The sequence below is a fragment of the Lujinxingia vulgaris genome, assembly GCF_007997005.1.
In the GTDB taxonomy this organism is placed as follows: Bacteria; Myxococcota_A; Bradymonadia; order Bradymonadales; family Bradymonadaceae; genus Lujinxingia.
In genome coordinates this window covers 18,282-33,199 of the sequence record NZ_VOSL01000006.1, presented here as the reverse complement: position 1 = coordinate 33,199, position 14,918 = coordinate 18,282, and the positions used below count along the sequence as shown (strand labels likewise).

Below are 14,918 nucleotides of genomic sequence, written 5' to 3'. Positions count from 1 at the left end.
TCCCCGGGAGCCCGCGCTCTTGCACTTGCCTCTCTTATGGCCTCCTTCAGGAAGATCCCGCGAGCACTGTCGGTTGGCTCGATGGAAACGATCGCCGCCTGATGTCCGGGCCACCTCTGTCATGAGCAACGATGACCCTCTTTCGCCTGCTGATTCTCTTGCCTGTCGCGCTGCTCGCGCTGATCAGCTCCACCGGCTGCGATGGCTGCAACGAGGAACCTGCGAGCCAGCCCGCCTGGCGCGTTGAGGGCCAACGAGCGCCCTATGCGCTGACCTTCCCGGCGGCATGGATCGCCGAGCCGCCGCAGAGCATCAATCCCCACGCCGAAGTCGCAGCGAGCCTCGACGATACGCTCTTTCTGATGGTCATCCCTCAGAAGCTGCCCACCTTTCCAACCCCCGACGTTCACCAGTTGCAGCGCCTGGGTATGGAGACTCTCGACCGCTCCGTCGACAACCTTATCATTGACCGCCAGAGCCCGATCCGCCTGGGCGGCGCCGAGGGCCTCTCGGTGATCGCGCGCGGTGAGCTCAACGGCGACCCGGTACGCTACATCAACGCCTACCTGGTCCATCAGGGCTTCGGCTATCAGATCATCGCGTTTGCCGGTGACGAGCACAGCGAGGCGCTTATCGCCCAGGTCGACCTGATTTTGGCCTCCTGGGAAAACCTGGCACCGCCCGCCGCGGAGCAACCCGCTGCCGAGCCCCCCGCCGCAGCCTCCCCCTGAGACATCCCCAACCTCGCCGGCCCGACCCCAGAATCGACGCCGGCCCCACCCTGTTGTAACCCGCAGTCCTACGGAGAAAGACGATGCCCGAACTCAAGAAAGAACTCTACGACGTGACCATCATGGGAAGCGGCCCGGCCGGCCTCACTGCGGCCATCTACACCGCCCGTGCCAACCTGGAGCCGGTCCTCTTTGAAGGTCCCCAGCCCGGTGGCCAGCTGACCATCACCACTGACGTGGAGAACTTCCCGGGCTTCCCGGAAGGCGTCATGGGCCCGGAGCTTATGGAGCGGATGCGCAGCCAGGCGATGCGCTTTGGCCTGGAGAACCACATCGCGCTGATCACCGACGTGGACACGTCCAAACGCCCGTTCAAGGTCACGCTCGATGACGGTACGGTCTTTCACACCCGCACCATGATCATCTCGTCGGGTGCCTCCGCGCGCCTGCTCGGGCTGGAGTCGGAGAGCGAGCTGATGGGCTACGGCGTCTCCACCTGCGCCACCTGCGACGGCTACTTCTTCCGCGATCAAGAGATCGTGGTCGTCGGCGGCGGCGACTCCGCCTGCGAAGAGGCCAACTTCCTGACGAAGTTCGCCTCCAAGGTCACGCTTGTGCACCGCCGTGACGAGCTGCGCGCCTCCAAGATCATGCAGGATCGCGTGCTCGCCAACCCCAAGGTCGAGATGCTCTGGAACAGCGAAGTCCAGGACGTCATGGGCACCCGCGAGTCGGGCGTCACCGGCATCAAGGTCTACAACAACCAGACCGAAGAGGTCAGCGAATTGGCCTGCACCGGCGTCTTTGTCGCCATCGGCCACACTCCCAACACCGCGGTGTTCAAAGGTCAGCTCAAGACCAACGAGAGCGGCTACATCCTCACCGAAGACGGCTCCACCGCGACCAGCGTTCCGGGCATCTTCGCCTGTGGTGACGTTCAAGACTTCACGTACCGACAGGCCATCACCGCTGCCGGCTCGGGCTGCATGGGTGCCATCGACGCGGAGCGCTTCCTGGAGAGCGAGCACGTCATCGAAGAGCGCCGCACCGAAGATTGGGACGCCTGATTCCTCTTGAAAAGCAGGCACTTAAAAGCTCGCCACCCTCGGGGATGGCGAGCTTTTTTTATCCTCGTCGAGCGGCCAACACTCAGGAAGAGGCTTGTTTCATCGACAGGCCGATGCGACCGCGATCTTTGTCGATGGACACAATGGCCACGCGCACGCGATCGCCCACGCCTACGACCTCGTAGGGGTTTTTGATGTAGCGATCGGCCATCTCGCTGACGTGCACGAGACCGTCCTGCTTGACGCCGATATCGACAAACGCCCCGAAGTCGACGACGTTGCGCACCGTGCCCTCAAGCACCATGCCTTCACGCAGATCGTTGACGTTGAGCACGTCACTGCGCAGCTTCGGCGGATCGAGCTCATCGCGGGGATCGCGGCCCGGTTGCACCAGCGCGTTGAGCACATCGGCCAGGGTCATCGCCCCGGCGCCGTGCTTCTCGGCGATCGTACGAAGCTCGCCGGAGCGCTCCAACGCATCGAGCGCAGACGGCAGCCCGGCGTCCCCCGGCCCTTTGCCGGCGCGCTTGAGAATGTCGCGCGCCAGCGGGTAGCTCTCCGGGTGAATCCCGGTGTTATCAAGCGGCTCTCGCCCGTCACGGATGCGCAAAAAGCCGGCGCACTGCTCGTAGGTCTTGGAGCCGAGCCCGCGCACATCTTTGACCGCCTCGCGCGATGCGAAGGGGCCATTGGCATCGCGGTGCGCCACGATGCGTTTGGAAAGGGTCGGCCCGATGCCGGCCACCCGCGCCAGCAGGGGCTGTGAGGCCGAGTTCAGGTCGACGCCCACCGCATTGACGACATCTTCGACCACCGCGTCGAGTTTCTGGCTGAGCGCGTTCTGATTGACGTCGTGCTGGTACATCCCCACGCCGATGCTCTTCGGATCGATTTTCACCAGCTCGGCCAACGGATCCTGAATGCGGCGCGCAATGGAGACGGCCCCGCGCATGCTCACATCGAGGTCGGGGAACTCCGCACGGGCCACATCCGAAGCGCTGTACACGCTGGCTCCAGCCTCATCGATGATGGCGTAGTGCACGCCCTCTTTGCCCCGCAGTCCCCGCGCGACAAGCTCCTCGGTCTCGCGGCTGCCGGTGCCATTGCCGATCGCCACCACCTGCACGCCGTGCTTGTGCACCATCGCCGCCACGATATCGGGCACATCGCGCTTGCGACCGTCATGCACATACATATGTCCGGTGTCGATCAGGCGCCCGGTGGCGTCGACCACCGCCAGCTTGCAGCCAGTACGCAACCCGGGGTCAACGCCCAGCACCACACGGCCGGCCAGCGGCGGCTGCAAGAGCAGATTCTTTAAATTCAGCGCAAACACGCCGATGGCGTGCTGATCGGCCTGCTCCTCCAACTCGCCACGCACATCGCGCTCGAGAGAGGGGTGAAGCAGGCGGCCGAAGCCATCGCGAATCGCCTCGCTGTAGTGTTTGCGGGCCACACCGCCGACCTTGACCCGCTGGCCGATGATCCAGTCGATGAGACGCTCTTCGGGTACCTCGATGCCGGCGCTCAAGACCTTCTCTTTTTCCCCGCGCCGAATGGCCAGCACCTGGTGGGGGCGCATCTTCTCGACCGGCGTGGAGAACTCAAAGTACATCTTGTACTTGGGGTCCTCGTCACCGCCGCGGCGGCGCTTGCTCATCAACTTGCCCTGACGTCGCATGGCGTCACGCACATAGGAGCGCACCGTGGCGTCGTCGGCCATCGCCTCGGCAAGGATGTCGCGCGCGCCTGAGACCACGTCTTCGTCGGTGGCGAAGGTCTCACAGCGAAAGCCCGATGCGAGGCGATACGGGTCTTCGCCCCGCTCGATCGCCTCGGCCACCGGACCCAGGCCAGCCTCCAGCGCGCGGGTGGCGCGGGTCTGACGCTTGGGGCGGTAGGGGGCGTAGAGGTCTTCCAGCTCGGAGAGCGTGGAAGCGGCGAGCAAGGCCGCTCGGAGCTGGGAGGTGAGCGCGCCCTGCTCTTCCACCGACGCAAGAATTGTCGCGCGACGCTCTTCGGTCTGTCGGATCTGCTCACTGAGGCGCGCCACGTCGCGAATCTGCACTTCATCGAGGCCACCGGTGCGCTCTTTACGGTAGCGCGCGATAAAGGGGACGGTGTTGCCTTCATCGAGCAGCGCCAGCGTGCCGCGCACCTGATCTTCGCGAACTCCTAACTCTCGAGCGATACGAGTTTCCATAACTTCCTTTATCATCGTCGTTTTTTCGATTTGAAAGGGCCGGCTGGTGGCAGTGGACCGCGCTCAGAGCAGGCGGCGCACACCTACCGACGCCAGAAACGTCTGCACGTCAAAGACGGCGGCTGGCGAAGTCACCCCCAGCTTGATGGGGCCTTCATCCAGCGTGCGGCATACACACTCAGCCGCAATGCTCACGCTCGTCGCATACACATCTTCGCCGGTCAACATCGCGTAGGGCTCGGAGTTTCTGGGGTCAAAGGCGATCACCAGGTACTCCCCCAGCGACGCGTCGTTCTCGTCGGACTGCTCCACGATGCGGTCCGCGACGGGCCTCAACGCGCGAAGCACCGAGGGTAACACCCCGGAGAGCGTCGCCAGGATCCGCACCACGGCCTCACCCGTGACCACGCAGCTCTCCACGCGCGAGACCCCGCCGCGAGGCGGCACAAGAATGGCCTCCGCGCCGGGGATCCACACCCCTTTTCGATGATGACCTCCGGGAAAAGGCACATCGAAGAGCCGATAGGCTGCGCGATGTTGCTCCAACTTGCCGTCGATGAAGCTAAAGCCCCCCTCGCCAAGCGCGTGCACGAAGGTCTTGCGCGCCCCCTGACTGAGCTTGATCTCGCGCACGGCATAACAGACCACGATGCGCGAGGCGGCTTTCATCAGCGCGATCTCGGCGGCGAAATCTCCCAGGGCGTATTCGATCGCGCAGGCCGGTATGACCACCAGACCGCGCTCCCGCGCCGGCTGGTCGACGTGCTCCCACATCCAGTGAACCTGGGGCTGCTCCCCGGCCATGTCGAAGATGTGGAGGCCCTCATCCAGCGCGGCCTGCACCAGCGCCCGGGTCTTGTTGCCCAGCGGGCCCGCGCAGTTCACGAGCACAGCGCAGCCGCGCAGGGCCCCGCGCAGACCAGCCTCATCACTGAGGCGCGCCTGGCGCACCGAGAGCTCGGTCACACCATCGGAGCGCAGCTCCTCTTCGAGCTCTTCGAGCCGCCCCAGATCGCGCCCGATCAGGCGCAGCGCCCGACCGCTCTCACCGAGCGTCCTGGCCAGCATGCGGCCCACAAAGCCGCTCGCCCCATAGATCGCAATGACCGGGTCCACCTCACACACCTCTGCTCGATAGGATCACGCCGACGACGATGGTGCCACAAGCCTGACCGCGCAAGCGATTAGATCAGCACGCGACGCGGCGCCAGACGGCTCCCCCGGGGATCGTGGCTCTCTTTGCGGGCCATGATCGCCACCAGAACATCCTGCGCATCGATCACCGCGACGGGAGCCCCCATCGGGAGCTCGGGTTCGACAAGGATCGTCTGTCCAAACCCCACAGCGCGGCGTTGGTCCTCGTCGATGTGAACCTGGGGGAGGCTTCCGACCATGCGCGCCGGCGAGAGCACCTTCTCCCAGAAGGTGTCTTCACTGAGCTCGTCGAGGCGGTGGGCCATGGAGAGGTTGAATTCTCCCACCGAGATGCGACGGATGCTGCGGGTATGCGCGACGCTTCCCACCGCCCTGCCAAGGTCGCGAACCAGCGCCCGAACATAGGTGCCCGAGCCGCAGCGCACCTGCATCGCGATGTGAGGCGGTTCAAAGCGCCTCAGCTCCAACTCGAAGATCTCCACCGGGCGCGCCTCAAGCCTCACATCTTCGCCGGCGCGCGCCAGGGCGTGGGCGCGCTTTCCGTCAACTTTCAGCGCGGAGTAGATCGGTGGGACCTGCTGGATCGTGCCCAGAAACCCGGTCATCGCGTCTTCAAAGGCCTCGCGCGTCACATGCTCCCATACGGCCTCCTCGATCACTTCACCGGAGGCGTCTTCGGTGTCGGTGGCGCTTCCGAGCACCATCTCGAAGGCGTACACCTTCTCGTCGAGGGTCAGGAAGTTCGCGAGTTTGGTGCAGCGGCCCAGCACGACCCCCATCAGGCCGGTGGCGTCGGGGTCGAGTGTCCCGGTGTGACCGACCTTGCGCGTGCCGGCCAGCCGTCGAACCCGGCGCACCACGTCAAAGCTGGTCATACCGGCGTCTTTGTCGATCAGGATCAAGCCATCCTGGCTTTGCATGCGCACTACTCCACGTGGATCGCCGCATAAGCGGCATCACCGCTTCAAGAAGACTCGGGTCGGTCGAGCATCTCAACGAGCGCCTCAGAGAGCTGACGCTCCACCTCACCAGGCGTCCCGCTGATGCGGCAGCCGGCGGCGTTATGATGTCCGCCACCTCCGAACTTCTCGGCCAGCGCGGAGACATCGACCTTGCCCCGCGAACGGAACGAGATTCGCCACTCCCCACCCTCGGCCTCTCGAAGCTGGGTGGCTACTTCCACGCCGCGGATCGACCGAGCGTAGTTGATAAACCCGTCGGTGAGATCCTCGTCCGAGTTCAGCCCCTCAAGCATCGCGTCTTCAACGCGCAAAAACGCCAGCCGACCGCACTCCGAGACGTTCAGCGTGCCCAACACCCGACAGAGAAGCTCAAGACGCTCGCGCGGCTGATCCTCGTAGATGTGGCTGGTCATATGCCACGGGTCTGCTCCGGCCTCCACCAGCTCTCCTGCCACGCGAAACGCCGTCTGGCTGGTGTTGGAGTACCGAAAGCTACCGGTGTCGGTCATCATGCAGCAGTAGAGGTTCTGCGCGATCTCCGAGCTCAGCGAGCCGTAGCGCCGCACCAGACGGTAGATCAACTCGCCGGTCGACGCCGCGCTCACATCGCGCACGTAGACGCTGGCGAAGTCCGGATCCCAGGTCTTGTGATGATCGACCACCGCCACCGTCGTGCCCCACGCGCCCTTCGGGAACCCTTCCCCGAGGCGACCGGGCTCAGCGCAGTCCAGCATCACCGTGACCTCCGGCGGCTCCGAAGGCGCCTCGGTGGTCCAGCGTCGGGCCCCCGGCAAAAAACGGAAGTTATAAGGGACAGGGTCGACGTTAAAGAAGACGACGTCCTTGCCAAGCTGCTCCAGAAGCAGCCCCATCGCCAGCGTGGAGCCAACCGCGTCCCCATCGGGATAGGCGTGCGCCACCACCAGAAAACGTTGGTGCGTGTCGAGAAGCTCGCCGAACGCATCGATCTGCGCTTCGAGCTCGGGGCTGGTCGGGATGGTAACCGGCGCTGCGGCGGCGCCCGACGGATGGTGTGTCTCCGCACTCATGACCACTATCTCCATTCAGGCGCCGCACACATCGCGGGCAAGCATTCACGTGTTTATGTCTCGGAGCTCTCGGGGAGCTTTGAGAGGAGCTCGTCCATGGCCCGTCCGCGCATCACCGCCTCGTCAAACTTAAACGTGAGTCGGGGCACAAATTGCAGGCGAAGTTGCTCGCCAATGGAGCGCTGTGCGAAACCCGCGAAGCGCTCCAGGGCAGGCTCCACGCCCTCTTCGGGCTCTTCTCCATCAAGCATGATGAAGTAGACCTTCGCGTAGCGAAGATCCGGGCTCATCTCCACCGCAGTGACCTGCACCATTTGCAGGCGCGGGTCATCGGCGTCGGTGAGCAGCAGCCCCGCGATAACTTCGTGAAGCTGCTGCCCGACCCGTTCGGTGCGTTTGTAGCTGCGTTTCTGTTTCATGATGTTCTCCAGCTACCCGCAACTGAGGTGACGTGCTCACCTCAATCGAAGGTCGCCTTGACCTCTTCGAGTTCGAAGACTTCCACAACGTCACCGACTTTGATGTCGTTGTAGTTCTCAATGCTCAGACCGCATTCAAAGCCCGTCTTGACCTCTTTGGCGTCATCCTTGAAGCGACGCAACGAACCGACCGTCGACTCGTAGATGACCCGTTCGCCGCGAAGCAGGCGAGCCTTCGCGTTGCGGCGGACGATCCCGTCGGTCACGTACACACCGGCGATAGTACCGATCTTCGGTGCGCTGAAGGTCTCGCGAACTTCGGCGTGACCCAGGACCTTCTCCTGGACAACCGGAGAGAGGAGCCCTTCGAGGATACCGCGCACCTGCTCGATGGCGTCGTAGATGATGCTGTGGGTGAGGATCTGCACGCCGTACTTCTCGGCGACCTCGGCGGCCCGGTTGTCCGGACGCACGTTGAAGCCCACGATCACCGCGCCGGCATCGGAGGACGCTGCCAGGTTGACGTCGTTCTCAGTGATACCACCCACACCGGTGTGGATGATCTTGGTGCGAACCTCATCGTTGCCGAGCTTGCCGAAGGCCTCCTTAATGGCCTCGACCGAGCCCTGCACATCGCCCTTAAGGATGACTTTGAGGGTCTTCATCTCACCGCGGGCAATCATCGCCGAGAGATCTTCCAGGCTACCTGCAGACTCCTTGGCGCGGCTGGCCATGACCTCTTTACGACGCTGATCGGCGACGTTCTCGGTGATGCGCTTGGCGTCGCGCTCTTCGGTCACCACAAAGAAGGGCTCGCCGGCTTCGGGGATACCGCTCAGACCGGTGATCTCGACGGGCTGACTGGGGCCGGCCTTGTCGATGGTCTGGGCGCGGTCATTGTGCATGGTACGCACGCGGCCGTAGTAGCGACCGCTGACCAGGATATCGCCGCGGTTGAGCGTACCGCGCTGCACGAGCACGGTGGCCACCGGACCGCGTCCGATGTCGAGCTCGGCTTCGATCACGATACCCTGAGCGTCGCGATCGGGGCGGGCTCGGAGCTCCTGGAGCTCGGCCTGCAGCGAGATCGCTTCGAGCAGCCCTTCGATATTGAGCTTCTCAAGGGCGCTGACTTCCACAAAGAGGGTGCTTCCGCCCCATTCCTCGGGGATGAGGTTGTACTCGGTCAGCGCGGTCTTTACGCGGTCGGGGTTGGCGCCCGGCTTATCGATCTTGTTGATCGCCACGATGATCGGAACCTCGGCGGCGCGGGCGTGGTTAATCGCCTCAACCGTCTGCGGCATCACACCGTCATCGGCGGCGACGACCAGGACCACGATATCGGTGGCCTTGGCACCACGGGCACGCAGGGCGGTGAACGCCTCGTGACCCGGGGTATCCAGGAAGGTCACCATACCGGCCGTGGTCTCCACCATGTAGGCGCCGATATGCTGGGTGATGCCACCGGCTTCGCCGCTGGTCACCGAAGAAGCGCGCACCGCATCGAGGAGCGAGGTCTTCCCGTGGTCGACGTGACCCATCACCGTGACGACGGGAGCGCGACGCTCGAGGGTCTCTTCTTCATCGGGGTTCGTGTCGTAGAAGTTCGCGATATCGAAAGCGACGTTCTCCACCGTGTAGTCGAACTCATCGGCGATCAACGCGGCGGTCTCGAAGTCCAGAGTGGTGTTCACCGTGGCCATCATGCCGCTCTCGATGAGCTTCATCGCGACCTGTGCGGCCTTGATGCCCATCTGGTGCGCGAGGTCACCGACCGAGATGACGTCTTCAATGCGAATGACGCGCTTATGCTCGGCTGCCTGCGTGATCTCGGTCTTCTGCGTCTTCTTGGCCCGGCCACGGCTGCGACCTCGCGATCCTCCGCGACGGCTGCGGCGGGACTTCGGCCCGTACAGATCCGATCCTTCGACCACGCGCTTGGTGCGACCACGGCGACGGCTGCTCGACGAACGCGAGCCGCCTCCACCGCTGGGACGACGCGACGGCCCGGGGGTAAAGTCTTTATTCTCGGCGGCGAGGCGATCTTTGAGCACGCTCTCGCTGATACGACCGAGCACCTTGGCGCCACCCTTGGGGTTACGCGGCGGCGGACGACGCACCGGAGGCGCCACAGGGGCAGCCGGCGTCTCACCGGCTTCCGCAGCTGCTTCACCGGCATCACTCTTCGCTTCTTCGGCAGGCTCTTCGGCGGCTTTCTCTTCGGCGACCGGGGCTTCTTCGGCAGCAGGCTCTTCGGCGGCAGCGGCGACCTCTTCGGTCTCCTCAGCCGGCTCAGCGGCCTCCTCGCTCGCTTCACCCTCTTCAGGCGCAGCCTCTTCGGCGGCCACTTCTTCGGCCGGGGCCTCTTCGGCGACAGGCTCTTCGGCGGCGGGCGCTTCGGCAGCCTCGACCTCTTCGGGCTTCTCAGCCTCGACAGCCGGCTCCTCAGCGCTCTCCTCGACCTCGTCGGCCGTCTCGACCTTGCGGCGACGACGCACCGTCGGGCGGACCACCTCGACCTCGGTCTCGGTGCTCTCCTCGGTGGACTCGTCCTCCTCGGTCGACGCTTTGCGACGACGGCGAACCACCGGCGCGGCCGGAGCGGCCTCCACCTTCTCTTCGGCGGGCTCGTCGGCCTTCTTCGAGCTCTTCTTCTTGCTCGACTTGGTGGACTTCTTCTTGGGCGCTTCGGCCTTCTTGCCACCGAGCGCGGCCTTGATCGAGTCGATCTCCGGCGGGTTGAGCACCGTCATGTAGTTATTGACGGAGAAGCCCAGGTCGAGCTCGTTAATCTTGGATACCAACTCTTGCTTATTGATCTCTAGCTCTTGGGCTAGCTCATATACGCGTTGCTGCTTAGGCATATCGTCTCCACTCTGTCCGTCGGGGTTTGATGACGCTCCGCGCGGACAGTCTTCTTTCTCGTCGCGATCGTCGGCTTTCTTGACCATCTATCGCCTTCTCGAGCGCTTACTACCACAAAGAGAAGGCCCTTCAAAACGCAGGCACCCTCACCGGCTGGCGAGGATCCGCGACGTGTTCAATCACTATGTTTTCGAAGTCGCACTGAGCGCCTCCAAACTCTTCCAATGCTTCACGATTCGCTCGGCGTGGGGGCCGGCTTCAACGCCAATCACGGAGACGTAGGCCTGGCCCTTCGCCATCTGGCCCAGCTCGTCGCCGGTCCAGAGTTCGATCACGTCTATGCCCTTGCGCTGCGCGTTGGTGGTGAACTTGGTGCGGGTGCTCTCACCGGCGTCGCTGGCGAGGATGAGCACGACGATCGTGTCGTTGCGCATCGCCTCCTTGACGAAGGTCTGCCCCGGGGTGGTGGCGCGAGCCCGCAGCGCGATCTGCAGCGCCTCATTGAGGCGACGGCGGGCACCCTCTCGAAGCTGCGCGAGCAGCTCGGAGAGCTGCGGCAGCTCCACGCGACGCTTGAGCGAGCGTTGAAACCCGCCGCGCTCAAGCGCCTTCTGCAGACAGTGCGGATCGGCGTGAACCCACACCCCGCGGCCGGGTGCCTTGCGTCGCACGTCGTGGATCAACCCGTGACCCTCGACATAGACGAAACGCTCCCAACCCGCGGGCTCCCCAACCTCCCGACACCCCACGCAGGTACGCTGCGGGGTGTGGGAAGGCTCGGGGTTTTGTTCACCTGGTGCTGTGTGCTTACCGACGTTCAGGCGTCCTCCTCATCATCACTCTTGGTGGCTTCCGCCGGCTCCGCAGTGTCCTCGCCGGCGGTGGCCGGTTGTTCGTCCTGTGCCTCGGCGGCCTCGGCCTCGTCACCCGACGCGGCGCCTTCGGCCTGCGCAGCCTTAAACTCGGCCCGACGCGCCTCGAAGGCTTCATCGTCGAGCTCCAGCTCACGCTTGAGGTGATCTTCGGCGGCGCTGAGGATCTGTTTGGCCTTCTTGACGTTCTTGCCCAGACCCGCGGCCTCGGCCAGTTTGCTGGCGTCTTCGGCGAACGCGATATGCTCCACGCTGATGTAGCCCGAGTCGTGAAGCGAGGCGGCCACCTTGGTGCCCACACCGCGGATATCTTCCAGCGCCTTACGCTCGTAGTCCGCCTCGGTCATCGCCTCCGGCGAGCCGGGGGCGGGACGCGCGAGGATCTCGGCGGCGGCCGCAATGATGCGCTCGGCCGACTCGGCGTTGAGTCCCGGAATCTGTGCAAGCTCGGGAGCGGCGGCGTGTGCCATATGCTCGAGCTTGTTGTATCCAAGCGTGAAGAGCGTATCGACCATATCCTCGGTGATCCCCTCAAACTCCAGCAGCTGGGCGCGCGACTCGGCCATCATGTTCTTGAGTCGAGTCTCGCTGATGATGTCGAGGTTCCAGCCGGTGAGCTGAGCGGCCAGACGCACGTTCTGACCACCGCGACCGATCGCCAGGCTGAGCTGATCGTCGGGGACGATAAGCTCCATGGTCATGTTCGACTCGTCGATCAGGACCTTGGCGACCTCAGCGGGGCTGATGGCGTTGCACACAAAGCGGGCGGTGTCTTCGACGTAAGGCACAATGTCGATCTTCTCACCGCGCAGCTCCTGAACCACCGCCTGGACGCGCGAGCCGCGCATCCCGACGCAGGCGCCGACCGGATCGACATCGCTGTCACGGCTGTAGACGGCCACCTTGGTGCGCACGCCCGGCTCACGCGCCACGGCCACAATACGCACCGCGCCCTCGTGAATCTCCGGAACCTCCTGTTCAAACAGCTTGAGCAGAAGCATGGGATCGGCGCGCGTTAAGACAACCTGCGGATCGCGGCTGGACTTCTGAACCTCTTTGATCATCGCCTGCAGACGGTCGCCCGGGCGGTAGCTCTCACGCGGGGTCTGCTCGCGGCGCGGCAGGATCGCGTCGGTGCGACCCAGGTCCACGATGATGTTGCCCTTCTCAAAGCGGCGCACCCGACCGATGACCATGTCACCGACGGTGTCTTTGTACTCATCGTAGATGATGTCGCGCTCGGCCTCGCGCACGCGCTGAATGATGACTTGCTTGGCAGTCTGCGCGGCGATGCGGCCGAAGGTGGAGTTGTACGAGTCGAGCTTGAGCAACTTGCCGTAGCGCTTGTCCTGCGCCTTGGCCTTCTCTTTGTCGTCTTCGCGGTAGAAGATCTGGAAGAGGAGCTCATCGCCAGGCTCGGCTTCAAAGCCCGCCTCGCGCACCTCCTCCACGGAGACCTCGCGGTAGGGGTTCTCCACATCATCACTGACGGTGATGATCTGGAAGAGTTGCACCTCCCCGCTCTCTTCGTTGTATTCGGCCTCGATCTCGCGCTGGGCGCCGTAGGTCCGGCGCGCCGCGGTCAAGATGGCCGCCTCAAGGGTCTCCACAAGGATCGAACGATCGATCCCTTTGGTCCTTCCGACCTCTTCGATGACACTGTTGAGATTCATCGCTGCTTCGCTCCTGAAAAGTCGAACGTCAACTTCGCCCGGCTCACCCCGCTCAACGGGATGTTCACCGTGGCGCCGTCCATCTCGAGGGTCAGCGTGTCGTCCTCAAAAGACGTCAGCCGCCCGACTACCTTGTTCTGTCCATCGATCTGCTCGCGAACCACAAGTTCAACCTCGCGATCGACCGCTTTTTCGTAATGCGCAGGTTTGGTGAGTTTGCGCTCCACGCCCGGGCTGGAGACCTCCAGCACGTAACGCTCCGGGACCCGCTCATCGGCGTCGAGCAACGCCTCGACATAACGGCTGACGCGGGCGCAGTCCTCAACGGCCACGCCCGTGCCGGGCTCGGCGTCGGGGCGATCCACAAAAATCTGCACCGACCAGCCACCGGCGCTGCTGGTGACCACATCGTAGAGTTCCAGCTCATGCACCTCGGCAGCCTCATGCGCCCAGCCCTCGATCGCCTGGGCGATCTCGTTGCTCAGGGGCAGCGCTGGCGCTTTGGCGCGTCGCTCTTTTCGTCGTTTCTTACCCACGTGTCCTCGGCCTTACCTGTGTTCAACATGCGTTGCGTGTCGCTGCATCCTGGGATGCGCTACCCCCGGGCCTGAAAAATAAAAAAAGCGGGCTTGGAGGGCCCACTTTCGCTCAGCGCCGCGAAATGTAGCGAGACGCCAGATGATCTCACCTTTACCTGACGTCGCCCGAGAAGAGACCTGCAAAAACTGAACACATTCTCAGACCTCTCCCTGCCAGCTCTATCCCGATGAACTGACAACCCGGCACGCTTCTTCCAACGAATCTGCCTGCCGCGGGCCGATGTAGTAAACAAGGCCTGAGAATCTGTCAAGGTGCAGTCTTCGACAGGCGCCCCGGAGCCCACGCCAGCGGCCGCTCAAAGGGCAACGCAACCGCCGGTGCGCAGGGACATTGACAGCAGCCTGGAGGCTCACGATGTTTCAACGCTCAGGCTGATGGTTTGCGCCTTAGAGGTGAGGCCTGATGACGTTAAAGACGTTCGCCCCGAGTTCACCCTCCCCTCCGCACCGGAGTCGCCATGCGCGTCGCACTCGCCCAGATCGCCTCAACCCGCGACATCGAAGACAACCTGAAAACCTGCCACCAGCTCGCCGAAGACGCCGCGGAGCAAGGCGCAGGCTGGGTGATCTTTCCGGAGTGCGCGCCTTTCCTGGGCCCGGACCGCGACAAACTGCCCGTCGCCGAGCCCCTCGACGGCCCTCAAATTCAGACCTACCGCAAGATGGCCCGCGAGCTCGGCGTCTTTTTGACCGTGGGCAGCTTCGCAGAGACCTCTCCCGACCCCACCCGCACCTTTAATACGCAGGTTCACCTCACTCCCGAGGGCGATATCGGAGCGGTCTACCGCAAGATTCACCTCTTTGACGCGAAGGTCGACGGCGATCTCACTCTGATGGAGTCGAAGAGCGTGATGGGGGGACGTGAGCTTGTCTATGCCGACGTGTCCCTGGGTCAGGAGCAGGCGCGCGTCGGGCTGACGATCTGCTACGACCTGCGCTTCCCCGAGATCTACCGGGAGCTCGCGCTCAAGGGCGCGGAAATGTTGACGGTGCCCTCGGCGTTCACGTTGCCGACAGGCCGTGCCCACTGGCACACCCTGCTTCGGGCTCGCGCCATTGAGAATCAGTGTTTTGTGCTCGCGCCCAACCAGTGGGGTCACCATTACGGCAGGCGCTCTTCGTATGGAAACTCCGTCATCTACGACCCCTGGGGCGAGTGCCTGGGGTGCCTTGAGGAAGGCAACGGCGTGGTGGTTGCGGATCTGAGCCTGGAGCGTCAACGCGAGATTCGCCAGAGCATGCCGGTGCTCACACATCAACGTCTGGGGCTTCGGGGCCCGGACGCACACGAGGTTTGACCCGCCGCCCCCGGCGGACTATCAG

General features: G+C 63.9%; 12 protein-coding genes. 3 read left to right on the top strand and 9 right to left on the bottom strand.

Translation table 11 applies throughout. The features are described 5' to 3' along the window. The first annotated feature begins 131 nt into the window (after window positions 1–131). Together FRC96_RS00980 and trxB are read left to right on the top strand one after the other, a co-directional pair. Window positions 132–731, top strand: a complete 600-nt coding sequence (locus FRC96_RS00980; protein WP_146972178.1) for a hypothetical protein — start codon at window positions 132–134, stop codon at window positions 729–731. Window positions 732–814: 83 nt separating this feature from the next. After that, window positions 815–1,798, top strand: coding sequence for a thioredoxin-disulfide reductase (gene trxB, locus FRC96_RS00975; RefSeq protein WP_146972177.1), 984 nt, complete (start codon window positions 815–817; stop codon window positions 1,796–1,798). Between the two features lie 82 nt (window positions 1,799–1,880). Here trxB and FRC96_RS00970 read toward each other — a convergent pair whose 3' ends face one another. The 9 genes from FRC96_RS00970 to rimP all read right to left on the bottom strand — a co-directional run bounded on the left by FRC96_RS00970 (window position 1,881) and on the right by rimP (window position 13,532). Continuing rightward, window positions 1,881–4,001 carry a Tex family protein gene (locus FRC96_RS00970; protein WP_146972176.1) on the bottom strand — a complete coding sequence of 707 codons (2,121 nt, stop codon included), beginning with the start codon at window positions 3,999–4,001 and terminating at the stop codon, window positions 1,881–1,883. Window positions 4,002–4,064: 63 nt separating this feature from the next. Beyond that, the gene (locus FRC96_RS00965) at window positions 4,065–5,126 is read right to left on the bottom strand and encodes a saccharopine dehydrogenase NADP-binding domain-containing protein (RefSeq protein WP_146972175.1); all 1,062 of its coding nucleotides are present in this window, start codon (window positions 5,124–5,126) and stop codon (window positions 4,065–4,067) included. A 59-nt stretch (window positions 5,127–5,185) separates the two neighbouring features. Then, window positions 5,186–6,076: a tRNA pseudouridine(55) synthase TruB gene (gene truB, locus FRC96_RS00960; RefSeq protein WP_146972174.1), complete on the bottom strand. Its 891-nt coding sequence runs from the start codon at window positions 6,074–6,076 to the stop codon at window positions 5,186–5,188. A gap of 44 nt (window positions 6,077–6,120) precedes the next feature. Further along, window positions 6,121–7,167: a DHH family phosphoesterase gene (locus FRC96_RS00955; RefSeq protein ID WP_230469711.1), complete on the bottom strand. Its 1,047-nt coding sequence runs from the start codon at window positions 7,165–7,167 to the stop codon at window positions 6,121–6,123. Window positions 7,168–7,220: 53 nt separating this feature from the next. Further along, window positions 7,221–7,586: a 30S ribosome-binding factor RbfA gene (rbfA, locus tag FRC96_RS00950; RefSeq protein ID WP_146972172.1), complete on the bottom strand. Its 366-nt coding sequence runs from the start codon at window positions 7,584–7,586 to the stop codon at window positions 7,221–7,223. Between the two features lie 41 nt (window positions 7,587–7,627). After that, complete coding sequence (gene infB, locus FRC96_RS00945; protein WP_230469710.1) at window positions 7,628–10,390, bottom strand: translation initiation factor IF-2; 2,763 nt, start codon at window positions 10,388–10,390, stop codon at window positions 7,628–7,630. Window positions 10,391–10,633: 243 nt separating this feature from the next. Next, window positions 10,634–11,200, bottom strand: a complete 567-nt coding sequence (locus tag FRC96_RS00940; RefSeq protein ID WP_230469708.1) for a DUF448 domain-containing protein — start codon at window positions 11,198–11,200, stop codon at window positions 10,634–10,636. A gap of 68 nt (window positions 11,201–11,268) precedes the next feature. Then, window positions 11,269–12,996, bottom strand: a complete 1,728-nt coding sequence (nusA, locus tag FRC96_RS00935) for a transcription termination factor NusA (protein WP_146972169.1) — start codon at window positions 12,994–12,996, stop codon at window positions 11,269–11,271. Continuing rightward, window positions 12,993–13,532, bottom strand: a complete 540-nt coding sequence (gene rimP / locus FRC96_RS00930; RefSeq protein WP_146972168.1) for a ribosome maturation factor RimP — start codon at window positions 13,530–13,532, stop codon at window positions 12,993–12,995. The genes nusA and rimP overlap by 4 nt, the downstream gene beginning before the upstream one ends. A 521-nt stretch (window positions 13,533–14,053) precedes the next feature. Between rimP and FRC96_RS00925 the strand changes: the two genes are divergently transcribed. Next, complete coding sequence (locus FRC96_RS00925; protein WP_146972167.1) at window positions 14,054–14,893, top strand: carbon-nitrogen hydrolase family protein; 840 nt, start codon at window positions 14,054–14,056, stop codon at window positions 14,891–14,893. The last annotated feature ends 25 nt before the right edge of the window (window positions 14,894–14,918 follow it).

Excerpts from the sequence above, each read along its gene's own strand:
- FRC96_RS00980 (WP_146972178.1), top strand. The coding sequence starts at position 132 with ATGACCCTCTTTCGCCTGCTGATTCTCTTGCCTGTCGCGCTGCTCGCG.
- trxB (WP_146972177.1), top strand. The coding sequence starts at position 815 with ATGCCCGAACTCAAGAAAGAACTCTACGACGTGACCATCATGGGAAGC.
- FRC96_RS00970 (WP_146972176.1), bottom strand. The coding sequence starts at position 4,001 with ATGGAAACTCGTATCGCTCGAGAGTTAGGAGTTCGCGAAGATCAGGTG.
- truB (WP_146972174.1), bottom strand. The coding sequence starts at position 6,076 with ATGCAAAGCCAGGATGGCTTGATCCTGATCGACAAAGACGCCGGTATG.
- FRC96_RS00955 (WP_230469711.1), bottom strand. The coding sequence starts at position 7,167 with ATGAGTGCGGAGACACACCATCCGTCGGGCGCCGCCGCAGCGCCGGTT.
- rbfA (WP_146972172.1), bottom strand. The coding sequence starts at position 7,586 with ATGAAACAGAAACGCAGCTACAAACGCACCGAACGGGTCGGGCAGCAG.
- nusA (WP_146972169.1), bottom strand. The coding sequence starts at position 12,996 with ATGAATCTCAACAGTGTCATCGAAGAGGTCGGAAGGACCAAAGGGATC.
- FRC96_RS00925 (WP_146972167.1), top strand. The coding sequence starts at position 14,054 with ATGCGCGTCGCACTCGCCCAGATCGCCTCAACCCGCGACATCGAAGAC.